The organism is Solidesulfovibrio fructosivorans JJ] (genome assembly GCF_000179555.1).
Taxonomy (GTDB): domain Bacteria; phylum Desulfobacterota; class Desulfovibrionia; order Desulfovibrionales; family Desulfovibrionaceae; genus Solidesulfovibrio; species Solidesulfovibrio fructosivorans.
Map to the genome: position 1 here is coordinate 166,620 of NZ_AECZ01000006.1, position 24,654 is coordinate 191,273.

At 63.6% G+C, this 24,654-nt stretch carries 25 protein-coding genes and 1 tRNA gene; 12 read left to right on the forward strand and 14 right to left on the reverse strand.

Annotated elements, in window-relative coordinates; all coding sequences use genetic code 11:
* The first annotated feature begins 309 nt into the window (after positions 1–309).
* Both DESFRDRAFT_RS06255 and DESFRDRAFT_RS06260 read left to right on the forward strand, forming a co-directional pair.
* A complete protein-coding gene (locus tag DESFRDRAFT_RS06255) occupies positions 310–519 on the forward strand; it encodes a type II toxin-antitoxin system HicA family toxin (protein WP_005992220.1) in 210 nt (69 codons plus the stop codon).
* A gap of 3 nt (positions 520–522) precedes the next feature.
* Entirely contained in the window at positions 523–894 is a 372-nt protein-coding gene (locus DESFRDRAFT_RS06260) for a type II toxin-antitoxin system HicB family antitoxin (protein ID WP_005992222.1), read from the forward strand.
* A gap of 35 nt (positions 895–929) precedes the next feature.
* Here the strand turns inward: DESFRDRAFT_RS06260 and DESFRDRAFT_RS06265 are convergent, their stop codons facing one another.
* The 4 genes from DESFRDRAFT_RS06265 to DESFRDRAFT_RS06280 form a co-directional block, all read right to left on the reverse strand.
* Positions 930–1,343 carry a MarR family winged helix-turn-helix transcriptional regulator gene (locus DESFRDRAFT_RS06265; protein ID WP_005992223.1) on the reverse strand — a complete coding sequence of 138 codons (414 nt, stop codon included), beginning with the start codon at positions 1,341–1,343 and terminating at the stop codon, positions 930–932.
* A 6-nt stretch (positions 1,344–1,349) separates the two neighbouring features.
* Positions 1,350–3,260 carry a heavy metal translocating P-type ATPase gene (locus DESFRDRAFT_RS06270; protein ID WP_005992226.1) on the reverse strand — a complete coding sequence of 637 codons (1,911 nt, stop codon included), beginning with the start codon at positions 3,258–3,260 and terminating at the stop codon, positions 1,350–1,352.
* Between the two features lie 163 nt (positions 3,261–3,423).
* Entirely contained in the window at positions 3,424–4,440 is a 1,017-nt protein-coding gene (gap, locus tag DESFRDRAFT_RS06275; RefSeq protein WP_005992227.1) for a type I glyceraldehyde-3-phosphate dehydrogenase, read from the reverse strand.
* Positions 4,441–4,453: 13 nt separating this feature from the next.
* On the reverse strand, positions 4,454–5,014 hold the full coding sequence (locus DESFRDRAFT_RS06280) for a GAF domain-containing protein (RefSeq protein WP_005992228.1): 561 nt from the start codon (positions 5,012–5,014) through the stop codon (positions 4,454–4,456).
* 298 nt (positions 5,015–5,312) lie between these two features.
* Here DESFRDRAFT_RS06280 and dksA point away from each other — a divergent pair, with 298 nt between their 5' ends.
* The 5 genes from dksA (at position 5,313) to ybeY (ending at position 11,101) form a co-directional block, all read left to right on the forward strand.
* On the forward strand, positions 5,313–5,675 hold the full coding sequence (gene dksA, locus DESFRDRAFT_RS06285) for an RNA polymerase-binding protein DksA (protein ID WP_005992229.1): 363 nt from the start codon (positions 5,313–5,315) through the stop codon (positions 5,673–5,675).
* Between the two features lie 100 nt (positions 5,676–5,775).
* Entirely contained in the window at positions 5,776–7,302 is a 1,527-nt protein-coding gene (locus DESFRDRAFT_RS06290) for an NFACT RNA binding domain-containing protein (protein WP_005992230.1), read from the forward strand.
* A 94-nt stretch (positions 7,303–7,396) separates the two neighbouring features.
* Entirely contained in the window at positions 7,397–8,383 is a 987-nt protein-coding gene (locus DESFRDRAFT_RS06295; RefSeq protein WP_005992231.1) for a PhoH family protein, read from the forward strand.
* Positions 8,346–10,655, forward strand: a complete 2,310-nt coding sequence (locus DESFRDRAFT_RS06300; protein ID WP_005992232.1) for an HD family phosphohydrolase — start codon at positions 8,346–8,348, stop codon at positions 10,653–10,655. The genes DESFRDRAFT_RS06295 and DESFRDRAFT_RS06300 overlap by 38 nt, the downstream gene beginning before the upstream one ends.
* Positions 10,652–11,101, forward strand: a complete 450-nt coding sequence (ybeY, locus tag DESFRDRAFT_RS21140) for an rRNA maturation RNase YbeY (protein WP_005992233.1) — start codon at positions 10,652–10,654, stop codon at positions 11,099–11,101. The genes DESFRDRAFT_RS06300 and ybeY overlap by 4 nt, the downstream gene beginning before the upstream one ends.
* Here ybeY and DESFRDRAFT_RS06305 read toward each other — a convergent pair.
* The 3 genes from DESFRDRAFT_RS06305 to DESFRDRAFT_RS06315 all read right to left on the reverse strand — a co-directional run bounded on the left by DESFRDRAFT_RS06305 (position 11,016) and on the right by DESFRDRAFT_RS06315 (position 14,582).
* Positions 11,016–11,954 carry a DMT family transporter gene (locus DESFRDRAFT_RS06305; RefSeq protein WP_005992234.1) on the reverse strand — a complete coding sequence of 313 codons (939 nt, stop codon included), beginning with the start codon at positions 11,952–11,954 and terminating at the stop codon, positions 11,016–11,018. The two genes, ybeY and DESFRDRAFT_RS06305, sit on opposite strands and share 86 nt — an antisense overlap.
* Before the next feature lie 87 nt (positions 11,955–12,041).
* Positions 12,042–12,869: an AraC family transcriptional regulator gene (locus DESFRDRAFT_RS06310; protein ID WP_005992235.1), complete on the reverse strand. Its 828-nt coding sequence runs from the start codon at positions 12,867–12,869 to the stop codon at positions 12,042–12,044.
* A 30-nt stretch (positions 12,870–12,899) separates the two neighbouring features.
* Complete coding sequence (locus tag DESFRDRAFT_RS06315; protein WP_005992237.1) at positions 12,900–14,582, reverse strand: PAS domain-containing sensor histidine kinase; 1,683 nt, start codon at positions 14,580–14,582, stop codon at positions 12,900–12,902.
* Positions 14,583–14,694: 112 nt separating this feature from the next.
* On the opposite strand from DESFRDRAFT_RS06315, the gene DESFRDRAFT_RS06320 reads away from it, so the two are divergent.
* Positions 14,695–15,054: a hypothetical protein gene (locus DESFRDRAFT_RS06320; RefSeq protein WP_005992239.1), complete on the forward strand. Its 360-nt coding sequence runs from the start codon at positions 14,695–14,697 to the stop codon at positions 15,052–15,054.
* Between the two features lie 198 nt (positions 15,055–15,252).
* Here the strand turns inward: DESFRDRAFT_RS06320 and DESFRDRAFT_RS06325 are convergent, their stop codons facing one another.
* The 5 genes from DESFRDRAFT_RS06325 to DESFRDRAFT_RS21145 form a co-directional block, all read right to left on the reverse strand.
* Complete coding sequence (locus DESFRDRAFT_RS06325; protein ID WP_005992242.1) at positions 15,253–17,364, reverse strand: ATP-grasp domain-containing protein; 2,112 nt, start codon at positions 17,362–17,364, stop codon at positions 15,253–15,255.
* Positions 17,365–17,631: 267 nt separating this feature from the next.
* On the reverse strand, positions 17,632–18,276 hold the full coding sequence (locus DESFRDRAFT_RS06330; RefSeq protein ID WP_005992244.1) for a 2-oxoacid:acceptor oxidoreductase family protein: 645 nt from the start codon (positions 18,274–18,276) through the stop codon (positions 17,632–17,634).
* Positions 18,273–19,109, reverse strand: coding sequence for a 2-oxoacid:ferredoxin oxidoreductase subunit beta (locus tag DESFRDRAFT_RS06335; protein ID WP_005992246.1), 837 nt, complete (start codon positions 19,107–19,109; stop codon positions 18,273–18,275). The genes DESFRDRAFT_RS06330 and DESFRDRAFT_RS06335 overlap by 4 nt, the downstream gene beginning before the upstream one ends.
* 1 nt (position 19,110) lies before the next feature.
* On the reverse strand, positions 19,111–20,256 hold the full coding sequence (locus tag DESFRDRAFT_RS06340) for a 2-oxoacid:acceptor oxidoreductase subunit alpha (RefSeq protein WP_005992248.1): 1,146 nt from the start codon (positions 20,254–20,256) through the stop codon (positions 19,111–19,113).
* On the reverse strand, positions 20,253–20,600 hold the full coding sequence (locus DESFRDRAFT_RS21145; protein ID WP_005992249.1) for a 4Fe-4S dicluster domain-containing protein: 348 nt from the start codon (positions 20,598–20,600) through the stop codon (positions 20,253–20,255). The genes DESFRDRAFT_RS06340 and DESFRDRAFT_RS21145 overlap by 4 nt, the downstream gene beginning before the upstream one ends.
* Positions 20,601–20,750: 150 nt before the next feature.
* On the opposite strand from DESFRDRAFT_RS21145, the gene DESFRDRAFT_RS06350 reads away from it, so the two are divergent.
* The 4 genes from DESFRDRAFT_RS06350 to DESFRDRAFT_RS21150 all read left to right on the forward strand — a co-directional run bounded on the left by DESFRDRAFT_RS06350 (position 20,751) and on the right by DESFRDRAFT_RS21150 (position 23,697).
* Positions 20,751–21,359, forward strand: coding sequence for a peptidylprolyl isomerase (locus DESFRDRAFT_RS06350; RefSeq protein ID WP_005992251.1), 609 nt, complete (start codon positions 20,751–20,753; stop codon positions 21,357–21,359).
* A 158-nt stretch (positions 21,360–21,517) separates the two neighbouring features.
* Positions 21,518–21,594, forward strand: a tRNA-Arg gene (locus DESFRDRAFT_RS06355).
* Positions 21,595–21,693: 99 nt separating this feature from the next.
* Entirely contained in the window at positions 21,694–22,683 is a 990-nt protein-coding gene (locus DESFRDRAFT_RS06360) for a site-specific integrase (RefSeq protein WP_005992253.1), read from the forward strand.
* Between the two features lie 162 nt (positions 22,684–22,845).
* A complete protein-coding gene (locus DESFRDRAFT_RS21150; protein WP_005992255.1) occupies positions 22,846–23,697 on the forward strand; it encodes an NYN domain-containing protein in 852 nt (283 codons plus the stop codon).
* Positions 23,698–23,707: 10 nt separating this feature from the next.
* Here the strand turns inward: DESFRDRAFT_RS21150 and DESFRDRAFT_RS23180 are convergent, their stop codons facing one another.
* The gene (locus DESFRDRAFT_RS23180; RefSeq protein ID WP_336884664.1) at positions 23,708–24,094 is read right to left on the reverse strand and encodes a DUF4113 domain-containing protein; all 387 of its coding nucleotides are present in this window, start codon (positions 24,092–24,094) and stop codon (positions 23,708–23,710) included.
* Positions 24,095–24,125: 31 nt separating this feature from the next.
* The gene (locus DESFRDRAFT_RS22040) at positions 24,126–24,437 is read right to left on the reverse strand and encodes a hypothetical protein (RefSeq protein WP_144004948.1); all 312 of its coding nucleotides are present in this window, start codon (positions 24,435–24,437) and stop codon (positions 24,126–24,128) included.
* Positions 24,438–24,654: the final 217 nt, after the last annotated feature.

The window sequence follows — 24,654 nt, forward strand, 5'->3', positions numbered from 1 at the left end:
CTTCATTGCACCCACTCCCAGCCGATATTGATTTTTCCCATTCCAACGAGAATCTGCGGCAGCCCGCGAAATAGGCCTTTCACAACAGGCTGAGGGGTCGCGTGTCCAGGGTCGGCGGGGCAGGGCGCGCGGGCGTGAAGGCGTATTCTTCAAATATGCGCCGCGCACGGCCGCGCGCCCTGCCCCGCCGACCGACCCACAGACTATCCTTCCCGGGACCTTCCATGGGGTTGAAGTGTTTGCCCCTTGTCTTTGGCCCCAGATACGGTACTATAATCCAGGGGCAACGCGGACAGGATACTGGCCCGGATGCGCGTCAATTCGCGCGACTGGCGCATGACGGACTTGGAATGCGTCGCCGGGCAATTGGGATTTGCCATCCGCAAAGCTTCGGGCAGCCATGTCACGTTCAGCGTCGCCGGATGTCCGACCGTGGTGACCGTACCGGCTCGGAAACCCGTCAAACCGGCCTACGTCAGATTGTTTCTCCGGCTGGTTGACGAGTCCAGGGAGGTGTAGTCCATGCAAGCCATGCCGCGATTCGAGGATTATCCATTTCAGATCACGCCGCTTTCCGAACTCGACGGCGGCGGCTATCTTATCACCTTTCCCGACCTTCCCGGCTGCATGAGCGATGGGGAAACGCCGGAAGAAGCCATTGAAATGGGTCGTGACGCCTTTACCGCCTGGATGTCCGTCTACATCGAGGAGGGGCGTGAGCTTCCGGAGCCCCGCAGTGGCGGCCCGGCCTCGGGCAAGTTCAACCTGCGCACACCCAAAAGCCTGCACGCCAAACTGGCCCGGCAGGCCGAGGCCGAAGGCGTCAGCATGAATACCCTGGCCGTGGCCCTGCTCGCCGAAGGCCTCGGCCGCAGGGAATCCTCCGGCCGATAGGAATCGGAGTTGGGGACGCCAGGAGCGCCCCCCCGTCACAGGCAGGACGTAATGCGCTCCAGCATGCCGGCGAACTGCTCCGCCTCCTCGGGCGAGAGATCGCATAAAATCTCGCTCGTCAGCTTCTCGTGCAGCGCATGGTGCTCGGTGAAAAGCCGCTCCCCCTCGGGAGTGAGCCCCACGCGAATGGAACGCCGGTCCGTCTCGTGGGGCCGGCGGGCCACGAATCCGCCCCGCTCCAGCCTGTCCACCAGCACCGTCAGCGACCCGGTCGTCACCCCCATCCTGGCGGCAAGCTCGGTCATGCGCAGGTCGCCGTCGGCCCCGAGAATCTCCAAGGTGTGCATCTGGGGCAACGTCAGCCCGCTTTCCTTGACCACTCCGTGTTCCCAAGAGGAAAACTTCTCGTAAAAGGCGATGAGCAGCCGGGTGAGCTTTTCATGCTCCATGACGGATCAGGCCTCCTCGCCGGCAAAAAAGTCCGGCTCCCTGGTGAGGGCGAGGCTGGCCGAGGACAGCACCACCACCACCGACCCCACGTTATGGAAAATCGCGGCCGCGACCGGCGACAGGTAGCCGTAGGCCCCCCCCATAATGGCCACGGAATTGAAAAGGAGCCCCAGGCCGATGTTGACGCCGATAAGCCACGTCATGCGCCGGCCCAAATGGATAAGAAACGGCAGCTTGGCGATGTCGTCGTCGGCCAGGGCCACATCGGCCGTTTCCAGAGCCACGTCCGAGCCCACCGCGCCCATGGCCACGCCCACGTTGGCCCGGGCGAGCGCCGGGGCGTCGTTGATCCCGTCGCCGACGAAAAGCACCCGCCCGGCCCGGTCCTGGAACCGGGACAGGATATCGAGCTTGTCCCCGGGCGCAAGCCCGGCCCATACGTCGGTGACGCCGACCCGGCCGGCCAACGCGGCCACGGCCTTTTCGTGGTCCCCGGACAGGATGCCCACGGTTTTCATGCCGAGCCGGCGCAGCGCCGCCACGGCATGGGCCGCCGTTTCCCTGGCCGCGTCGGCCACGCCGATGATGCCGATGGCCTCGCCGTCCCGGCGCACCACAAGTCCCGTGGCCCCCTGGTCGCGAATGGCGGCCAGGCATTCCCGGAGCGGGGGCGGGAGCGTTTCCGGGCCGCCGGCCATCTCCGGGCTGCCCACTTCCACGGCCCTGCCGTCCACCGTGCCGCGAAGCCCCAAGCCGACGGCGGCGGACATGGACTCGGGCGCGGCCGGCTCGAGGCCCAGACGCCGGGCCTCGTCGCAAATGGCCGCGGCCAGCGGATGGGAGCTCTCCCGTTCCAGGCAGGCGGCGCAGCCGATGACGCCCTTGGCCGATTCCCCGTCGGCCGAAGCGACCTCGGTCACGGCCGGCCGGCCCAGGGTCAGGGTGCCGGTCTTGTCGAAAAGGACCACATCGGCCCGGCCCGCTTCTTCCAGAAACTGCCCGCCCTTGACCAGGATGCCGCGCCGGGCCGCCCGTCCGACCGCCGCCACGGTGGCCGTCGGCGCGGCCATTAAAAGCGCGCAGGGGCAGCCGGCCACCAGCACGGCCACGGCCCGGTCGAGCTGGCCGGAAAAAAGCCAGGCCATGGCCGCAGCGAAAAGCACCAGCGGCGTGAACCACCTCGCGTAACGGTCGACGACCCGCGCCGCCCGGGGCTTGCCGGCCTCGGCCGCGACCACGAGCCTCACCACCTTGCCGAAGGTGGTATCCTCCCCCACCTTGACGGCCCGGGCCGTGATCCGGCCGGTGTAGTTGAGCGTGCCGGCCAGGATGGCCTCGCCGGGGCGGCGCTCGCGGGGGAGCGATTCGCCGGTCAGCGCCGACTCGTCCACGGCCGTCGTCCCGGACACGATGACCGCGTCGACCGGGATGCGCTCGCCCGGGCGCACCAGCACGATGTCGCCAAGACGGATGTCGGCTACGGGAACGGTGCGCTCGGCCCCGTCGTCGGTCACCAGCACCGCTTCCTGGGGCGAAAGCGCGGCGAGCCCTTCGATGGAACGCCTGGCCCCGTCGCTGACCGCCTCTTCGATGAGCGACCCAAGCGTCATGATGAAGCTTATGACCGCCGCGGCCAGCACCTCGCCCTGGATAAGCGAGGCCACGATGGCGAGGCTCACCAGTTCGTCCACATTGACCCGGCGCTCGTAAAGCCCCCTGGCCGCCTCGATGACGATAGGCGCGCCGTTGACCACGACCGAGGCCAGTCCCAGCAGCATGGCCAGCCACAGCGGTCCCCCCGCCTGTCCGACAATGAAGGCGGCCAGGGCCAGCCCGCCGCCGGACAGGCAGCGGTAGAACTCCCGCAACGTGAAAAGCCCCTTGTACGCCCCGAGGCTGGAAAAGCGTCCTATCATGGGTACTCCTTGCAAAACGTCTTTATGGGAAAGAATCTTTAGGAGATTATTTTTTGATAGTCAAACATTTTGAAAACAGAAACAGCTGCCGGCCCTCAGGCCATAAAAAAGACGGGAAGGCCCGCGCGCCCTCCCGCCCGTGACGGTCGATTCTATCGGGGAACTACAGGCCTTTCGCGGCCATGAAGGCGACCAGGTCGGCCACCCGGCAGGAATAGCCCCATTCGTTGTCGTACCAGGACAGGATCTTGACCATGTCGCCGCCCTGGACGCTGGTGTACTCGGCGTCCACGATGCTCGACCGGGGATCGCCCTTGAAATCCATGGACACGAGAGGCTTTTCGGAAACGCCCATGATGCCCTTAAGTGGCCCGGCGGCGGCTTCCTTCAGCTTGGCCCGGACCTCTTCGGTGGAGGTGGATTTCTCCACCTGGACCACGAAGTCGACCAGGGACACGGTCGGGGTGGGCACACGTACGGACAGGCCCGAAAACTTGCCCTTGAGGTCCGGAATGACCAGGGCCACGGCCTGGGCAGCGCCGGTGGAGGTGGGGATCATGTTGCAGGCGGCGGCCCGGGCCCGGCGCAGGTCCTTGTGTGGCTGATCCAGGATGCGCTGGTCGTTGGTGTAGGAGTGGATAGTGGTCATCACGCCTTTGACGATGCCGAAGCTGTCGTGGATGACCTTGGCCACCGGAGCCAGGCAGTTGGTGGTGCACGAGGCGTTGGACAGGATGTGGTGGGCGGCCGGGTCGTACTTGTCCTGGTTGACGCCGAGCACCACGGTCAGGTCCTCTTCCTTGGCCGGGGCGGTGATGATGACTTTTTTCGCGCCGGCTTCAATGTGGGCCTGGCATTTGGGGCCGGTGCGGAAGATGCCCGTGGATTCGATGACCACGTCGATGCCCAGCTCGTCCCAGGGCAACCCGTGGGGATCGCGCTCGGCATAGTTGCGGATATGCCAGTCGCCGACGACCATGATGTCGCCCTCGACCGTGGCGGCCACGGGCAGCTTGCCGTAGTTGGTGTCGTAGCTGAGCAGATGGGCGTTGGTTTCGACGTCGAAAAGGTCGTTTATGGCCACGACTTCCATGGCCTCGGCATGATGCTCGATCATGGCCTTGAGCACCTGCCGGCCGATGCGGCCGAAGCCGTTGATGGCGATGCGCAATTTGTTCATGAGGCTTCTCCCGCTACTCGTGGATGGTGTAATCGTAGGCCGTGAGCAGTTCGTAATCGGTCTTGAGCGCCTGATGCAGCCGGGCGTTCTCGATGGCGATGGCGCTTAAGTTGGCGATGGCCGTGGCGAAATGGACCTCGCCTTGCTCGAACTCCCGGACCTTGTCGCAATACAGGCGCAGCACGCCGATGGCGCGGCCCTCGACGGTCAGCGGCAGGGCCATGACCGAGGCGATGCCCTCTTCCTTGGCGGCTTCGGGATACTGGAAGCGGGGATCGGAGCCGGCGTCCTTGATCTGGACGATCTGGCCGGCCAGGGTTTCCTGGTCGATCTTGCTCTTGGCCACTTCGACCGGGCCCTTGCGCAGATAGCCCTTGCTCAAGCCATACGAGGTGCTGGCCAGAAGCGTCTTCCCCTTCTTGTCCAGAAGGCGGATGGAGCACCCTTTGGCGTCGAGGGCCTTGGCCACCTGCTCCACGATGGCCCGCAGCACCGTGACGGGCTCCAGGCTGGAGTTGATGCCCTTGGCCACTTCATACAGGGTGCGATAATAGGCGCATTCCTTCTCGCTCATGATTCCCTCCTGATAGGGATGGTTACACGTCCCGGCCTCCGGACGATCCCGGTGCGGCCGGGAGAGGCGACCATGGCTGCCTGACACGTACGTTTCGATGGCAACCAAATGACAGCATACCTACTTTACATGAAAAGGGAAGTTCCCGCGGGCCGGACAAAACGTGACGGGCCATTTCCACTCGCGCCAGGCAAGGGCGCGATCGCCCGGACGCCGCCCCCTTTACCTCGCCGCCGGTTTGCGGTAGGGAAGTCAATTTCCAAGCCGGAGCCCGCAGGCCCAGACCCAGGAGGACCGCATGGATCCCAAGGATGTCGAATTTTTCCGGGAACTTTTAAACGGCATGCTTCAGGATATCCTCAAAAAAGGCGAGGAGACCATCGAAGACATGACCGACACCGTGGAGGTCTACGCCGACCCGGCCGACCGGGCCACGGCCGAATCCGACCGGGCTTTCACCCTGCGTCTGCGTGACCGCGAGCGCCGCCTTATCAAGAAGATCAAGGAAGCCCTCGAGCGCATCGACGACGGCACCTACGGCGAATGCGTGGAATGCGGCGAGGATATCAGTGTGGCCAGACTCAAGGCCCGGCCCGTCACCACCCTTTGCATCAAGTGCAAAAGCAAGCAGGAAGCCGACGAGAACCTGCGCGGCGATTAGCGTCGCCTTGCGACGCCGCCGCCGGATCAAGCCCGTGTCGCATCCCCCGCGCCAGCAATCCGCCCGCCGGACGCGCTGACCGGCGTCCCGGATAACGCTCATGGAGGCCGTCTTCTTTCGCTTCCTGGCCCGGGAACTGGCCCAGGCGCTGCCCGGGGCCCGGGTGGAAAAGATATTCCTGCCGAGCCCCAACGTCATTTCCCTGGCCCTGTATATGCCGCCGGGCGTCGCCCCCGCCGTGACCGGCGGCAAAAAGACCCTGTATCTCCATGCCCGGTACGGCACGGGCCGCTTTTTCCTGTTTCTCTCACCTCAAAAGACCAACCAGCCCGAACGCGCCCCGGCGGCGGCCATGCGCCTGCGCAAGCATCTGCGCGGCCGACGGCTGGCCGGCGTCGTCGCCGACTGGCCCCGGCGCGTCCTGACGCTGGTTCCCGCCGGGGAAGGCCCCAGCCTCGTCCTTGATCCCCGGTCCTTTCCCACTCTGGCCGACGCCCCGCCGGTCCCGGCCGACGAGCGCCCCGCCTGGCCGCCGCTTGAGGCGGTGTTAAGCGAGCCCGACATCTGGCAGGAACATCCCCAGCTCTCCCCGGCCCTGCGCCGCCGGCTGGCCGCGCTGCCCGAGGCCGAAGCCCGGGAATGCTACGCCAGACTCCAGGACGAGACGGCGGAGGGCTTTTTCCTGGAGACGCGAAACGGCGCGCCCGAGTCCGTCTGGCCCGTGTCCTGGCTGGGCCGGGCCAAGGGCCAAACGGAGACGCGCGCCTTCCCCACGGCCCTGGCCGCGGCGGCCGCCTTTGGTGAACCGCTGGCCTTCGGCGAGGTGTCGGGACGCGAGGCCGCCCCGCAAGCCGCCGCCCAGGCGGCCGGGAAACGCCGGCAAATCCGGGCCCTGGCCAAGCTCGACGCCGACGAGGCGCGCATGCGGGCCTTTATCGCCCGCCGGGCGGACGCGGACCTGATCGCGGCCCTGCTCCACACTTTGGACAAACAGGCCAAGATTCCTGCGCTTTCCGTCCCCACCCCGGAGGGCGGCAATCGGGATCTCAGCCTGGACCCGTCGCTTTCGGTGCTCGGCAACATGCAAAAGCTCTATCATTTTGCGGCTAAAGGCGAACGGGGACTGGCCGCCATCGCCAAGCGCCGGGGGGACTTGCAAGACGCGAAAAAATACTTACAAGGTCGACAACACGTCGCGGGCACAAAGACGCCCGCGCCCCCAGCGCCCGCCATCGTCACGGGCATTGCGGCCAACGTCTACCGCACCTCCGACGGATTCCTGGTTCTTCGCGGCAAAAACGCCAAGGCCGGCGAGCAGCTCCTGCGCAAGGCCAGCCCCTTCGACCTGTGGCTGCACGTCGCCGGCGGTCCCGGAGCCCATGTCGTCCTGCGCCGGGATCATCCCGGCCGGGAGGTGCCCAGGCAAAGCCTGCTCGAAGCGGCGGGACTGGCGGCCCTGGCCAGTTTTGCCGGCAAGGCGGGCGCGGCCGACGTCATGCTGGCCAAGGTGGCCGACGTGCGGCGCATAAAGGGCGCGGCCACGGGGCGCGTGACCGTGGCCAACCTTTTGGAAACCCTGCGGGTCGCACCGGATCCGCAATTGGAAATGTTGCGGGAATCGTCATGAATGTCGCCATTCGCTTGTACTTGTCGCTTGGTTGTATTAGGTGCGTAACCGGGCCATGCGCGCGGCATTTTGACCGTAACCGCTTCGTGACGCCATGATGCAAACCCTTGAGCACGAACGGCGGCTGGAGTTCGACGACTCCGAGCTGGCCAGGGACCTCTTCGGTCCCCACAACGCCAATATCGCCCTGATCGCCGGCAAATCCGGGGCGCGTCTCGACACCCGGGGCAACGCCGTCGTGCTGCGCGCCGATTCCGAGGAAACCCTGGCCCACGTGGCCAATGTCCTGGTGCAGCTCTACGGACTTTTGCGCCAGGGCAAGCCCGTCTATCCAGCCGACGTGGAACAGGCGCTTTCCGTCCTGGCCAAGGAACCCGAGGCCAGCCTCCACCGGGTGTACCGGGAGGAGGGGCTGGTGGTTTCGGCCAAAAAGACCGTGGTGCCCAAGACCGCCACCCAGCGTGACTACCTCGCCTCCATCCGCGGCCACGACCTCGTGTTCGGCATCGGCCCGGCCGGCACCGGCAAGACCTACCTGGCCGTGGCCATGGGCGTAAGCTTCCTGCTCGAGCGCAAGGTCAAGCGGCTCATCCTCACCCGGCCGGCGGTGGAAGCCGGCGAAAAGCTGGGATTTCTGCCGGGCGACCTAGTGGAAAAGATCAATCCCTACCTGCGCCCACTCTACGACGCTTTAAACGACATGCTCGACTTCCGGAAGGTCCGGGAAATGCTGGAAACGGGCGTCATCGAGGTGGCCCCGCTGGCGTTCATGCGCGGCCGCACCCTAAACGACGCGCTGATCATCCTGGACGAGGCGCAAAACACCACCCCGGAACAGATGAAGATGTTTCTCACGCGCCTGGGCCTGGCCTCCAAGGCCGTGGTCACCGGCGACGTGACCCAGATCGACCTGCCCTCCCGGGCGGTCTCCGGCCTCGTCGAGGCCAGACGCGTGCTCAAAAACGTGCGCGGCATCGATTTTATATCCTTTAGCGACGCGGACGTGATCCGCCATCCCCTCGTGGGAAGGATCGTCAAGGCCTATGAGCGAGATAGCCAACAAGGTCAAAAGGAAGCTTAAAAGCCATCCTGGCGCGCAGGCCGTTTGCTGCGCGGTAACGGCCAACGGGCTGCCGGGATTCGTCTTCTTTTTGGCCATTGTCTTCGCCCTGAGTTTCCTCGCCCGGCTCGGGCTCGACAACTCCGTCAAGATTTTCACCGCCGGCGAGATCGCCTCCCAGGACGTGGCCGCCGACCAGAACCTCCAGATCGAGGACGTGGAAGCCACCAGCCGCAAGCGCGAGCAGGTGGCCCAGTCCCAGCCCCCGGTTTTCGACGTCAGCCCCCTGCCCTACGAGGCCCTGGCCAAAAGCGTGGACGACATCCTGGCGTCGGTGCGAAACGCCGGCGGCGAGGACCTGGACAAGCTGCGCTGGCAGATCGCCGAGAACCTCAACACCGAGATCGGCGGCGAGATCATCGAGGTCTGGCGCCAGGACGGCTTTAAAAACCTCATCGACCAGGACGTCCTGCCCTGGCTCAAACAGAACTACGAACAGGGCGTGGTGGCCTCCACCGCCCTTTTCGCGCCGTACAAAAACGGCATCCTCATCCGCGACCTGCCCTCCATGATGGAAACGCTGCGCATGGACACGCGCGAGATCAAGGACATCAAGCAGGTCAAGGACGACATGGAACACATGCTCAAGGTGTCCATGAACAAGCCCTTCCGGGTACGCAAGGCCGTCTACACCCTGGTCAATCCCTTCATCGCCCCGAACATGACCTTCAACCAGGACACGACCCAGGTGCGGCGGCGCGAGATCAGCCAGGCCGTGGAACCGCTGTACTACATCATCAAGAAGGGCGAGGTCATCGTGCGCCAGGGCGAGCGCGTGGGCCCCATCCAGCAGCTCAAGCTCCAGGCCCTCTACTCCCACCGCAAGGGCTCGTACAACATGCTGCGGGCGCTCGGCATCTTCGGCATGTGCCTGATGTTCCTGGCCGTGCTCTACGCCTCCCTGGAGCGCACCGGCGTCAAGCGCATCCGAAACACGGACTGGATATTCCTGGGCGTGATCCTGCTCATTTTCGGCCTGCTGGCCAAAATGGGCGACGTGGTTACACTGCCGGGGGGCGGCGGGCTGCCCGAGGGCACGCGGGCGCTCTATTTCGCCTTCAGCCTGCCCATGGCCGGGGCGGCGGGCATCCTGGCGCTTTTTTTCTCCAAGCGCCTGTGCATCTTCGTCAGCCTCATCCTGGCCTTTCTGGCCTCCAACATGGTCTTCGGCGGCGTCGGCATCTTCTGCTACTATTTCGTCGGCTCCATGATCTACATCTACCTCATGAAGCGTTCGGAGACCCGGGCCCAGGTGCTCAAGGCCACCCTGCCGCTTTTCGCCGCCCTGTGCGTCATGTGGGTTTCCATCAACCTCATGGACCTGAGCACCCCGGCCGTGACCGGCACGGGCTTCGCCTTCGTGGCGCTGTCCGCCTTTCTGTCGCTTCTGGCCGTGGTCGGCATCGCGCCCATCATGGAGCTCCTTTTCAGCTACACGTCGCGCTTTCGGCTCATGGAGCTTTTAAACCTCGAACAGCCGCTTCTGCAGGAGCTGATGGTCAAGGCCCCGGGCACCTACCACCACTCGCTGATCGTCTCCAACATGGTGGAGGCCGGCGCCCGCAACATCGGGGCCAACCCGCTCCTGGCCAAGGTCGCGGCGCTCTACCACGACATCGGCAAGCTCAAAAGCCCCCATTATTTCATCGAAAACATCTCCTGCAAGGAAAACCGGCACAACAAGCTGGCCCCGTCCATGAGCGCGCTGATCCTCATCGCCCACGTCAAAAAGGGCGTGGAGCTGGCCAGGGAACATCGGCTCGGCCAGCAGATCACCGACCTCATCGGCCAGCACCACGGCACCACGCTGATCGCCTACTTCCACCACAAGGCCAAGGAAATGGCCGAGGCCAAGGGCGAGGAGCCGGTGCGCGAGGAGGATTACCGCTATCCCGGCCCCAAGCCCCAGAGCAAGGAAGCCGGGCTGATTCTCCTGGCCGACGCCATCGAGGCCTCCAGCCGCACCCTGGTCGACCCCACGCCGAGCCGCATCAAGGGCCATATCCAAAACATCGTGCGCAAGATCTACACCGAGGGCGAGCTGGACGACTCCCAGCTCACGCTCAAGGACCTGACGCTTCTCACCGACACCTTCCACCGCATCCTGACCGGCATCTTCCACCAGCGCATCGAATACCCGAGCGCCAAGACGACCGAGGTCAAAAACGGCAAGACCCGCGAGGAGCCGGTGTGCGCCGTGGACCCTAAAAACGCGGCGGAACACGCCGCATGATCGGAGTGGCGCGCGGGCCCATCCAACCGGAACTCCCCGTCTCGCGCCGGGAGCTCGCCGCGCTTTGCCGGCGCATCCTGGCCGCCCTGGACCTTCCGGGCCGCGACTTCGACCTGCGGCTGGTGGGCGACGCGGAAATGGCGCGGCTCAACAGCGACTACCTGGGCCTTTGCGGCCCGACCAACGTCTTAAGCTTCCCGGCCGACGATCCCGACCGGCCGGACTATCTCGGGGAAATGGCCGTCAGCCGCGACACGGCCGCGCGCGAGGCCTTTCTCTACGGCCAGGACCCGACGGAGCATCTCACCCGGCTTCTCGCCCACGGCTTTCTGCATCTGGCCGGGTTCGACCACGGGCCGCTCATGGACGGGCTGACCGAAGCGGCCTGCCAGGCCGTTGCGGAAGCCGACGAGGCCGATGCCAGCCCGGCACGGCCACGGACATGACCACGGCCGCCCCGCCGACAAGCTGCCACCATCCCAGACGCTCGCCGAGACTCGCCCAGGCGCCGACGGCCGTGACCACCGGCACGGCGTTGAGCCACAAGGCCGATCGGGCCGGCGAGAGGCGGGAGAGCACGTAATTGTAGCACAAAAAAGCGGCGAGACTGGCCAGCACGGTCAGGGCGGCAAGGGCCGCAAGCTGCCTGCTGTCCGGAGCCGGCCAGCCCCGCGCGGCGATTTCCCACACACAGCCCGGAACAAAAAGCGCCGCGCCGCAGGCCAGCTGGGCAAAGGTCACGGTCCAGGCGTCCAGACGTCGCACCAGCGCCCCGCCCAGCACCACGTAGCCGGCCGTGGAAACCACCGCCCCCACCATCAGCAGGTTGCCGGCCAGCTCGCCGCCGGCCGGCTGGCCACCCTGCCCGCCGCCCAGGATGATCAGCGCGACGCCGCCGGCGGAAACGACAATACGGGCCACATCCCCGGTCCCGGCCCGCTGCCGGCCGAGACAGACGGCCAGGGCCAGGACGGCCAGGGGAATGGCGGCCACGATCAGGGCCGCGGCCGAGGCCGTGGTGTAGACCAGCCCGCAGGTCTCGAAGGCGAAATGGCCGACGGGCTGGAGCAAGGCCAGAAAGAACATGCGCCAGCGGTCGGCCCGGCCAAGCCGCTGGGGCCGCCGCCCCGTGACCAAAAACAACAATCCGAAAAGCGCCGTCGCCAGGGTGAAGCGCAGGCACACCAGGGTGAAAGGTCCCATGGCCGTAAGCGCCACCTTGGTCCAGACATAGGAAAGTCCCCAGGCGAAAAGCGTGACGGCCAGGGCGGCGGCCACGCCCCCATCGTGATCTTTCAAAAGAGCCTCCCCGCGACGCGACGGCCGCGCCGGGAGGACATGCCATGTCCGCTCCGGGATGGATTGAACGAAATTGCCCTGCCGGGGCTACGCCCCCGGGCGCGAACGCCGCAGGGACAGGCGGTACTGGTTGGGCGTGGCCCCGACCTGGGGCGTGAAGGTGCGGATCAAATGGCTCTGGTCGGCAAAACCCGTTTCCTGGGCCACGGCGGCGGCGGGCAGATCGGTACCGGCCAAAAGCGCCTTGGCCCGCTCCACGCGCAGGAAGTTCTGGTAGGCATGGGGCGGCAGGCCGTATTCCCGCTTGAACAGGCGCAGCACATGGCTCGGGCTGTGCCCGGCCAGGACGGCCAGATCAGCCAGCGAAACCTTGTCGCGCCAGTGCTCCCGCAGATAGTCGCGCACCCGGGTAAGCCCCCGGCCAGGCGGTCCGGGCAAATGCTCCGTCCTGGAAAAAAGCGGCGCCAGAGCCAGGCACAAAAGCGACTGTTTTTCCAGGCGGTCGCGACGCGCGGTCATGGCCCGGTACAGCCCGGACAGGCGCGCGGCCACAACCGGGTCCCGCACAAGCGGCGCCCGAAAGGCCGGCTCGTCGCCGACGCCCACAAGCCGCACCGCCTCGCGTTCCAGGAAAAACATCACATAGGCCAGCCTGCCGTCCGGCTCGGGATTGCAGGCATGGGGTTCGCCCGGGGCGATAAGCGCCGTCTCCCCGGCAGTGATCCGGCGTATGCAGCCGGCCCGCCGGACCCGTGTGGCCCCGGAAAGGATGAGGCCCACACACCAGGCGTCATGGATATGGCGGGAAAAAGCCCGTCGGCGGTAGGCGGCCAGACGGGCCACGAGCCCGGGGAGATCGGGATCTTCCCGACGACGCAGGAGTTCTGGGGCAAAGGATGCGGCGCGGCGGGGCATGGCTTTCCATGCCTCGGCGGCCGGCCCGGGTCAAGACGCGGCAGTTCCCCCGTCCCGGGGCAGGCTAAACGGCGCGGTGAAGCAAAACACGCTGCCGCTCCCGGGCCGGCTTTCCACCGTCAGGTCGCCCCCCATGGAAGTGGCTATTTTCCGGGCGATGGCCAGGCCCAGGCCCGCGCCGCCGTAATGCCGGGTCATGCTGCCGTCGGCCTGACGGAAGGGCTCGAAAACGGTTTCCAGCTGGTCGACGGGCAGGCCGATGCCCGTGTCGCGCACGGCAAAAGACACCATGACCACCCCGTTCGTTGCCGCGGGTACCGCTTCCCGGCAGTCCGCGCCCACGGAGACGGCCACCTCCACCCCGCCTTGGACCGTAAATTTGATGGCGTTGCTCAGAAGCGCCGCCAGCACGCGCCGCAGGCCCGCGCCGTCGCCGACGACCAGGTCCGGTGTTTCGGGGTCGATGCGCCAGGTCAGGGACAGGCCTTTTTGCAGGGCCGAGGAACCGAAGGAATTGACCGCGCCCTGGATGATGTTGTTGATGTTGAAGGGCGTATTCCGGGTCGCCTCGGAGTCGGCGTCCAGGCGCGAAAAATCGAGGATGCTTTCCAGAAGTTCGGTGAGGTTGCCGGCCGACTCCTTGAGTGTCGCCACCAATCCCCGCTGCTCGTCGGTCAACTCGGTGGCCAGCAGCAGCTCGGCCATGCCCAGGATGCCATTGAGCGGCGTGCGCACCTCGTGGGACATGTTGTCCGCGAATTCCCGCTTGAGGCGCTCGGCGGCCAACGTGGCCTCCTCGGCCAGACGGCGCTCGGTCACGTCCTCCATGAGCCAGATGGAGCCGGCCTGGGGCCTGTCCGGAAAAAGCACCTGGCCGATGATGCGGCACCAGAACTCCGTGCCGTCGGCGCGCCGCATGGGCCGCACCGTGTCCACGCGCCGCCCGCGTCCGAGGACCGGATAAAAGTCCCGGCCAAAGGCCTCATAGGCCTCGCGGTCGGGATAGAAATCGGCGGTCGACCGTCCAGCCACCGTACCCGGGGGCATGGCGAACAGTTCGTGAAACGTCGGGTTGGCCCGTTGCACAATGCGGTCGGCGACAACGGCGATGCCGATGGGGCTGTTTTCCAAGATCAGGTTGACGGCGCGCAGGGATTCTTCCAGGGCCTTTTCCGCCTTGCCCCGCTCGGCCGCCTGCCTGCGCAGTTCCTCGTTGACGCGGCGCAGGTCCTCGGCCCGGGTGGCGGCATCCTTTTCCAGTTCAAGGCGCGCGTTTCGGGACGCCACTTCGAGCCGCTTGTGGGTGGTGATATTGCGCGCCGAGCAAAAGATGCCCTGTATGCCGCCGGAAGCGTCACGCACGGGCGTCTTGAACACCTCGAGCCAGACCGATCGACCGCCGCCCACCACCTCGTACTCGAAGGCGCCGAAACGTCCCGTACGCATAACGGTGAGATCGGCCTTGCGGTGGCGCTCGGCGCTTTCCTTCTCGAAAAGCGTGAAATCCGTCTGCCCGGCCACGGCCTCCAAGGTCAGCCCGAAAAGCTCGCAAAACGCCCTGTTGGCGAACCGATAGAGAAACGACGCGTCCTTGTAGAAAAAGAGGTCCGGTGAGGCGTCGAGCAACGCCCCGACAAACGCGGGATCACCGAACAGCGGGAAGGTACCGGCCATAGTCGCTTTATAGAGCACTTTCGGGGTATTGGCCAGCACGGCGGGAAGGCCCCTCCCCGTGCGCGGACGCCGGCCATTGCCGGGCCGGGTAAAATGTGATTAGGTCGCGCACGCGCAGAATTTCGCGGCCCGCCGCCGCCAGGGAGATTCCATGTATAAGCTTTTCTTGCCGATCATGCTGGCGGTTCTCGTTTGGGCCCTTCCTGCGGCGACCCAGGCCGCCGACCCCGCCGCCCCGGCCGCCGCGACAAGTCAAAAAGCACCCACCGCAGCGCCCCCCAAAGAGACCACCACCAAGGCCGAACCAGCCAATCACGGTCCCTCCAACCCGGCCACGGATGCGGCCGAAGCGCGCTACCGCGCCTGGGTGGATCGGGAACATGCCGCGGACGCTGCCGAATTCGCCAAGGAAAAAAACAAGATCGAAGACAAGTACAAGGGCTACGTGCGCCCCAAGCACGACAAGAAGAAAAACGCCAAGGCCGAACCGGCCACGCCCAAGGGCAACTGATCTCCGTCCAAAGATAATCGATCGTATTCCAAAGGTTTCTTTTCTCCCCGCAAACACTTCTCATCGTGTACTGGGTGATTCTCCCAGCACCGTGAAACGTTTTTGGGAGGGGAGAGCGCGAGAGGGGGACCCTTTTTTCCAAAAAGGGTCCCCCTCTCGCACGGTCTGCCTTCTCCAAAAAATCTTCCCCTCCCCGCTCTATCTCCCGCACAACAACCCGGCCATGACGCCGGCCACGTCGCCGAGTTCCGGGCACACGGCGATGCCGGCCCGCTTCAGGCAAGAGACCTTGGCGGCGATGCCGCCGGGGTGTTCGAGCAGCGCCCCGGCGTGGCCGAGCGCCCGTCCGGCGGGCGCGGTCATGCCGGCCACGAACGCCGCCACGGGCTTGGGATAGCCGGTTTCGGCCACATAGGCGGCTAGGTCCTCCTCGGCCCGCCCCCCCACTTCGCCGATGACCATCACCGCGAGCACCTGGGGATCGTCGCGCACCATTTCGCACAGCTCGACAAAGCCCGCGCCGCCGAAAGGATCGCCGCCGATGCCGGCGGCCACGGCCTGGCCGATGCCGGCGGCGGAGAGGCGTGAACAGACCTCGTAGGTCAGCGTGCCACTGCGGGAAAAAACCGCCACCGGCCCCGGAATGAAGGGATCGGCCGGCATGATGCCCGCCTGCATTTTGCCCGGCAACAGCATGCCCGGCGTGTTGGGCCCGAGCAGCAGGGTGTCGCGCCCGGAAAGGGCCGAACGCACGGCCAGCATGTCCTTTTGGGGAACGCCGTCGGTGATGCAGACGATGCGCGGGATGCCGGCCTCGATCGCCTCCAGCACGGCGTCGGCCGCGCCCATGCCGGGAACGAAAATGACGGACAGGGCGATGTCGTGGGCTTTGGCGGCCCCGGCCACGGTGTCGTAGACCGGCACCCCGTCCATAAGCGTGCCGCCCCGAAAAGGCGTCACCCCGCAGACCACGTTGGCCCCATAGGCCCGCATGCGCTTGGCGTGCAGCCGCCCGGCCCGGCCGGTGATACCCTGGACGAGCACGCCGCTTGCGCCGTCAAGCGTGAGCAAGGAAGGCACCGCCTGCGGGCACGCCCTGGACGCGGCCGACGTTCGGGACACGGGAGCGATCTCGCGGCAGTTGTCCGCCGAGACCTCGACCTGCGGCTTTCGCGGGCCGACCGGGGCCACTTCGGAGAGCAACGCGACGGCCTGGTCCATGTCGTCGGCCACAAGCAGCGCGGGCAGGCCCTGGCGACGCAACAGCGCCGCGCCCATCTCCGCGCCGTTGCCGGCGAAACGCACCACGATCGGCCGCGACGGGGACGCGTCGCCCAAGGCCTCGAGCAGGGCCTTGGCCACGTCGGCGCAGGAGAGGATGCCGCCGAACATGTTGACGCAGCAGGCCGCGACGCGCGGTTCGGCGAAAATGAGGTCAAACGCGGCCCGCAGCCGGGCGGCGTCGGCCGTGCCGCCGAAATCCAGGAAGTTGGCGGCGGCAAGCCCGGCGGCGTCGAGGGCGTCCATGGTGGCCATGGCCAGGCCCGCGCCGTTGGCCACAAGGCCGATGTGACCGGAAAGGCTCACAAAAGACAGGCCATGGTCCCGGGCCAACCGCTCGGTCGGCGTGGCCAGCCGGTCGTCGCCGAAGCGGGCCAATTTGGGGATGATGCGCGACGCGCTGTCGTCGATGACCACCTTGGCATCGAGGGCCACGAATCGTCCGTCCGGCGTCACGGCCAGAGGATTGATCTCGGCCAAGAGCAGGCCGTAGTCGTTGACGGCGGCAAAAAGCCGCTCGATCAGGCCGGCGAAGGCCGCATAGCATTCCCGAGCCAGGCCGAAATGGAAAAAGGCCCGGCGCACAAGGCGCGGCGTGGGGACAAATGGCGGCGCGACCGGCAGGACGAGCAGTTCCGGCGTGCCGGCCAGCCCCTCCACATCCACCCCGCCCTGCCGGGCGAGGGTCAGGCACAGCGACCGGAGATCCCGGGACACGCCCAGGGAAATATACAAGGCCCGGTCATGGGCGACCGCCGGCTCCAGGCGCAAAAAAGGCGGCACGACGCCGCCGCAGGGACGGGAAAAAAGCGCCTCGGCGGCCCCGGGCAGTTCCCCGGCCGATTCCAGCCGGACCACTCCGCCGGCCTTGCCCCGGCCACCGGAAAGGGTCTGGGCCTTAAGATAATACGGCGCGGCAAAAGGCGGCTTGAGGCCGGCCACATCACCCGGTTCGAAGGCGAGGCCCGGCGGCACGGCGATGCCCGCCTCGGCCAAAAGCGTCTTGCCGGCGTGTTCGGTTAGATGCATGGAGGGAGCTCCCTTACGGGTTGCGACGATGCGGCAGCGGCCTTTCCGCCGCCCGTTTCCTTTCCCCTACCTCAAAAAAACATCCGGAGGGAACAGCTTGATCGGGCGAAGATTTTCCCTCAAGGGGCTTTCCCAGCTTCGCAACCCAAAAGATAGGGATCACAGAGCGTTGCAACGTCAAAACATTGAGGAAAGGGAGAGCGCGAGAGGGGAGAACCCTTTTTAAAGGGTTTCCCCTCTCGCACGATCTTTTCCAAATGCTTTGCCCTAGTCCTCGGCCATGATGTTGCAGAGGTCCATGCGTTCCTCGTCCTGGCCGTCGCCGGCGCCTGGCTCGGGCACGGCAATGGGCTGGCCCAGACGCTTTTTGGCTTCGTTGTAGCCGAGGTTGAAGGCCTTGAGGTTGGCGGCCCGGATTTTTTCCGGCAGCGCCGCCTTGAGGCTCTTGCGCATGGCCTCGGGCTTGGCGAACGGCAAAAGCCAGGTCACCGCGCCGAGCGCCACCACGTTGGTGGACTGGGGCACGCCCACATGGTCCCGGGCCAGGGCCGTAAACGGCAGGCCCAAAAAGACGTTGGAGGGCGTTTGCTTGACGAGCCCGGTGTCGATGAGCAGCGTGCCCCGGGGCTTGAGGTAATGGTAGTAGATGCCGACCGCCTCCTGGGACAGGGCGACGAGCAGGTCCAGATATTCCGTCTTGGGATAGCTGATCGGGTCGGAGCTGACCACGAGGTCGGACCGGCTGGCCCCGCCCCGGGCCTCCGGGCCGTAGCTCTGGGTCTGGGTCACGTGGTAGCCGTGGTAAAGGGCCAGGCCCTGGCCCAAGAGCTTGCCCATGGTCAGGATGCCCTGGCCACCGAGCCCCGACAGCCGTATCTCGTAGCGCACCAACGCCATCTCCTCGCCGTTCATGCCGCGCCTCCCTTTTTCTCCCGAAACTCCCGGCACATGGCGGCGTAGCGCGTCTCCAGGCCCGGCACGTCGCGCTTGACGAACACCCCGATGGGAATACGTCCGTCTTTTTGCTCCAGCTTCTCGTAGGCCTCGATGGGGAGAGCCCGCTCTTTGAGCCACTGGAACATGGCCACCGGATTTTTAAATCCGTTGCCCCGCCCGTATTGGGTGAAGCACGGGGTCAGGGCCTCGACCAGGTTGAAGCCCGGCTGGGAAATCGCGGCGGTTAAAAGTCCGTCCAGGGCTTTGACGTGGTAGACCGTGCCCCGGGCCACGCCGCTGGCCCCGGCGGCCCTGGCCAGCTCGACCACGTCGAAGGAGGCCTCGGGCTGACCCATGGGGCTGGTGTGGGTGTAGGCGCCCTCGGGGGTGGTGGACGAGCACTGGCCGCCGGTCATGCCATAGATAAAGTTGTTGAGCACGAGCGCCGTGACGCCGATGTTGCGCCGGGCGGCGTGGATGAAGTGGTTGCCGCCGATGGAGAAGGCGTCGCCGTCGCCCATGACCGCGATGACCGTGAGTTCCGGGTTGGCCATCTTGATGCCCGTGGCGATGGTCAGCGCCCGGCCGTGGGTGGCGTGGACGGTGTTGAAGTCCACGTAGGCGGCGATGCGGCCCGAACAGCCGATGCCGGCCACGACGACCACCTCGTCCTTGGACAGGCCCAAAGCATGGACGCTGCGCACGAGCGACCCGAGCACGATGCCGTGGCCGCAACCCGGGCAAAAGACCAGGGGGAATTTCTTGTTGTGGCGCAGGTACTGGTGGATAAGCTGCGTTACTTCGGCCATGTCACGCAATCTCCTTGAATATCTGCGATGGGGTAATAATCTGGCCGTCGATGCGGTTGATGGTGCGCACGGCGGTGTAGCCCTCGTTGACGCGTTTGACCTCCCGGGAGATCTGGCCGACGTTGAGTTCCGGCACCACGACCAGGCGGCAAGTCCGCATGAGCTTTTCCACGTGGGACCTGGGAAAGGGAAAAAGCGTGTTGAGCACGAGCAGGCCGGCCTTGGCTCCCGCCTCCCGGGCCTGCTTCACGGCAAGCCTGGCCGAACGGGCCACGCAGCCGTAGGCCACGACCAGCACTTCGGCGTCGGCCGTGTCCACGTGCTCCACGAGCTGCACGTCCTGGAAGAAGCGGTCGATCTTGCGGAATTGCCGCTCGACCAGGGCGCGCACCTCCTCAGGCCGTGAGGTCGGAAACCCGAGCAGGTCGTGGGTGAGCCCGGTCACGTGGAACCGGTAGCCCGAGCCGACCGGCGGCATGGGCGGCACGCCGCGAAGCGTCTCCTCGTAGGGCTTGTACCACTCCGGCGGCATGGTCGGCACGAGGCGGGAGAAGATCTCGAAATCGCCGGGTTCGGGCAGCGTGATCTTCTCGCGGGTGTGGGCGGTGATTTCGTCCAGGAGCAGCACCACCGGGGTGCGGTATTTTTCCGCGAAATTAAAGGCCGCCACGGTCATTTCCAGGCACTGGGGCACGTCCGTCGCCGACAGCACGATGATGGGATGGTCGCCATGGGCCCCCCAGCGCGCCTGCTGCACGTCGCCCTGGCCGGGGCTCGTGGGCAGTCCCGTGCTCGCGCCGCCGCGCATGACGTCGACGATCACAAGCGGCGTCTCGGTCATGGCGGCATAGCCGATCTGCTCCTGCATGAGCGAAAATCCGGGGCCGGAGGTGGCGGTCATGGCCTTGCGCCCGGCAAGCGACGCGCCGATGATCGCTCCCATGGAGGCGATCTCGTCCTCCATCTGGATAAAGACGCCGTCCGGCGCCAGCGGCAGCCTGCGGGCCATGGTCTCCATGATTTCCGTGGACGGCGTGATGGGGTAGCCGGCGTAAAAGGAGCAGCCGGCGGCGAGCGCCCCTTCGACAACGGCCTCGTTGCCGAGCACGAAGGCCTCGCGCCGTTTTTTGCGAAGATGCTGCGTCACGGCCTGCCCTCCTTGTCGTCCGCCTTGGCCTCGGTCCCGGCGGAAGCGCCCGGCCCTTCGGGGCCTGGACAGTCCTTATCCGCCGGAGGCTGGACGCTATGGTTGTTCTTATGGCCGTTTTGACGGCCATTGCCGTTCGCCGGAACCACCATGATGGCGAAATCAGGGCAATGCGGCTCGCAAAAACCGCAATTGACGCAGGCTTCCTCGCGAACGACCCTGGCCTTGCCATCAGGGCCGAGCGCGAGTACTTGTTTCGGGCAAAATGCGGCGCATATGCCGCATCCTTTGCACCAGTCCGGATAGACGACGACGCGGTTTTGTCCTTTCCTGTGCTCGGTCATGCCACTGTCCCGGGATGAGGATTTATGAGTGGGCGTGAATGTGACCTGTTTGTGGCAAAATGGCAACGTGCCCTTCCGATTCCATTTTTTGCTCGACGAAATTGCGAATTTCCCTTAGGGCGATGCAACTTTTTTCCGGAGGTTGACGTTATGGTGGCAATTGGCCGGAGGTTTTGGCTGCGGGCGCTTGTGGCGCTGTGCTGCGTTCTGGCCGCAACCCTGGGCGGCGTTGGCGTCGTCCGGGCCGAGGGAGGTAACCCCATGGTCAAGTTGACAACCAGCAAGGGTGACATCGTCATCGAGCTGGACAAGGAAAAAGCCCCGATCACGGTTGAGAACTTTCTCAAGTACGTCAAATCGGGCCATTATGACGGCACGATCTTCCACCGTGTCATCAACGGTTTCATGATCCAGGGCGGCGGCATGGACAAGTCCATGAAGGAGCGCGCAACCGAAGCCCCGATCCAGAACGAGGCCGACAACGGGCTCAAGAACAAGGCCTATACCGTGGCCATGGCCCGCACGGCCGATCCGCATTCGGCCACGGCCCAGTTCTTCATCAACGTGGCGGACAACGGCTTTCTGGATCACACCGCCAAAAATCCCCAGGGCTGGGGCTACGCGGTGTTCGGCAAGGTGGTCAAAGGCCAGGAGGTGGTGGACGCCATCAAGGCCGTGCCGACCATGACCAAGGGCTTCCACGAGAACGTGCCGGTGGTCCCGGTGATCATCGAAAAGGCCGAAGTGGTCAGCGAATAGCGTTTTCGCTTTCCGCCGCGAATCGTGAAAGAGGCCGTCCCGAAGCATCGGGGCGGCTTTTTTCGTGGGCACGCCGAGAATTTGTCAGAAAAAACACCCTGTCCGAAAAAAAGTGTTGACGGCCCGGGGGTGGGCGCGTAGACATCTTCTTCTCGCGTGCGCCCGTAGCTCAGCTGGATAGAGTGCCGGACTACGAATCCGTAGGTCGCAGGTTCGAATCCTGCCGGGCGCACCAGAAATTTCAAGGGGTTAGGCAAAAAAAGCCTAACCCCTTCTTCTTTTTCTTGCGAATTTGCTCCAATTCTGCTCCATCTAGCTCCACGGAGGTGGAGCGATGGCCACGATTCGTCCGCGCGGGGACTCCTGGGAAGTCCGCATCCGGCGCAAGGGATGGCCCGTCACCTGCCGGACCTTCGACACCAAATTCGACGCGGAAAAATGGGCGCGAGAGATCGAATCCGAAATGGATCGAGGCGTGTTCGTTTCGCGCGCCGAGGCGGAGGCCACAACGCTGGCCGAAGCCCTGGATCGGTATGAAACCGATTACCTTCCCCGCCTTGCCCATCCTGACAGAGAAATTTTGCGCATCAAGGGCCTCAAGCGGCGCGTACTGGCCGCCCGCTTCCTCGCAGCGATCCGAACCAAGGACGTTGCGGATTTCATCAAGGAACGCGAAGCCGAGGGCGTCTCGCCGAATACGATCCGACTTGATCTCGCCCTGCTCTCGCGGCTTTTCGAGGTGGCCGCGTCTGATTGGGGCATGGAATCGCTTGCAAACCCTGTACGGAGGGTTTCGCGTCCTAAGCTGCCATCTGGCCGTACTCGCCGGCTTGAGGCAGGCGAGGAAGAAAAGCTCTTGGACGCCTGCCCCTCACCTTTTAAAGAATTGATCCAACTCGCGCTTGAAACCGCGATGCGGCGCGAGGAGCTTCAGACGCTGGAATGGTCGCAGGTGGATTTCAATGGAAAGACAGCGCACCTTCCCAAAACGAAAAACGGGGATGCGCGAACGGTCCCCCTCTCCCCCATCGCCTTAGACATTTTGCAATCAATTCAACGTGGCGAATCGGATCGAATTTTTCCGTTTACGCTTGATTTCATAACGAAAAAAATGGGTAAGGTCGTTAAGAAGGCCGGCATGGTGAATTTTCACTTTCACGACTTACGCCATGAGGCGACCAGCCGCTTGTTTGAGAATACGGATCTGGACGTAATGGAAATCAAGGGGATCACGGGGCACAAGTCTATGCAGATGCTGGCGCGGTATTCCCACCTGCGGGCGGGACGGCTGGCGGAGAGGTTGGCGGGGAAGGGGCGGAAGTAGCTGGCCCCCCGCTCATTTTTTATTCGAAAACGAAAAATCCCTTGTCAAAAAGTTTGGGAATCGCTATTTCTTTCTCGCCGCCTCTCTACGGATACCTCTTGAGGTGGCTACAGAGAGGCCCTCCTACGCGGGGGCCTTTTTCATTTAAGGGAGTCAGCCATTATGGATAGGGTCGCCATCTTTGTTGACGCCGGATATTTTTGCACTGGTGGAGGTTCGTCAATCGCTGGGCGAAAGACCAAGCGAAGAGAGGTCAATGTAAAAATTGACAATACAATTGCATTCCTTAAGGAAAAATCTAAAAAATTAAGCGGATTACCGCTGCTCAGGATATATTGGTATGATGGCGCATTATCTCAAAACCTTACAACTGAGCAGCAGTATATAGCATCTGCTGCTGATGTAAAATTAAGACTTGGCACCGTCAACGGATATGGCGAACAAAAGGGCGTTGATGCTAGAATCGTTACTGACCTTACAGAACTTTCCAGACTCAATGCCATATGTGATGCAGTTTTATTAGCAGGTGATGAAGACTTAAGAATTGGAGTTGAACTTGCCCAAGCTCAAGGTGTGCGTGTACATTTATTAAGCATACAAAATTCAGGCTGCTCAACACCTCTCAGAAGAGAGGCTGACACTTGTTCAGAAATATCTATTGATGAAATAAAAAATCTCATTTCTATAAGCGACACAGATTCTTCCACACAATCACAGACATTAGAATGTTCTGCGACTGCCTCGTCTTCTATCACTCGCGTCTCAGATCTTGACTCTGATCTTCAATCTATTATAGATACTTATCTTGAAAGATTAAGTATCCCTGCAAAAGATCTGTTAGTGGCGGCAATAGCAGCAGACAACTCTCAAATTCCATCCGAACATGACAGCAAATTACTTGGGATTGCAAAAGATAAATTTGGAAGATTCCTTTACTCAGAAGAAAAACAAGAATTAAGAAATGCATTTAAAGAAAGGATTTTGGCCGATGCCCCCACTAATATGGAAAAATAACAAACCAATGTTATTTTAGCCCTGCCTTAGCCACCGCCAACTCTCCCCACGCCGTGGTGTACCGTGGCGACCTCGCGGCCTGTTTCATCTTCCATCCCTGCTCTACCCCGCACGCTGCTAAGCAAATCATATCCCGCCCGAATCGGGCGTTGATCGCGTCCATGGTGGCCATGAGGCGTTCACCTCTGGGGTCCGGTTCAGTGGTGGGCGTCAGTAAGGAAAGTTGGCGGTTACCCAGCCTTTCCAGGCCTGAGAGCATCATCCCGACTTTCTTGTAGCGGAATCCACGACGGAAAATCTTCTCCAGGATCTTCACAGCGATCTTGACTATGTCGCCGGTATGCGACGTGGCCAGGGCAGGCCAACCTCTCCTCCTTAAAGGATTATCTGTCCACAAAATCGGGTCAACTCCAATGTTTACTTATTACTCATAACTCTTCACACTCAAGTTCATAGGTTAGTTTTAGTGAATCATGCACATCTTTGATAAGATTTCTGGATTGATGTAGGATGTGAGACGCTCCACGACATGCGGACGCATCGAAATCTTTCTCCCCAATCCAATTTAACGCTACCGAAACAAGAGCCATCGATTCACTGGCGCGACGCAAACAACTAATCATGTCGGTTTTTTCCATGACTTTTCCCCGAAAAGCATCTCGACGTTCGACATCTTCCTCCTCATGGGGCAATAAATCACAAAAAGCAGAGTGTGTTGGTGCTGCGGTATCCTCGGCCATAGTGTCTCCCATTATGGATGATTGTTCTGATCTCATCGCGGCGTGATTATTTTGCGCCGCGATGAGAACTTTTTAAAAAATGATATGTAAAAATATATTCGAGTGTGATTTTTCCTGTCAAGGTAAATTAATTTTTCATACCGTATGAAAATTTAGAATCATTACCCGGAAGAGTGTAAAACAAAAGCCCCGAATTTCTCCGAGGCTCACTTTTATA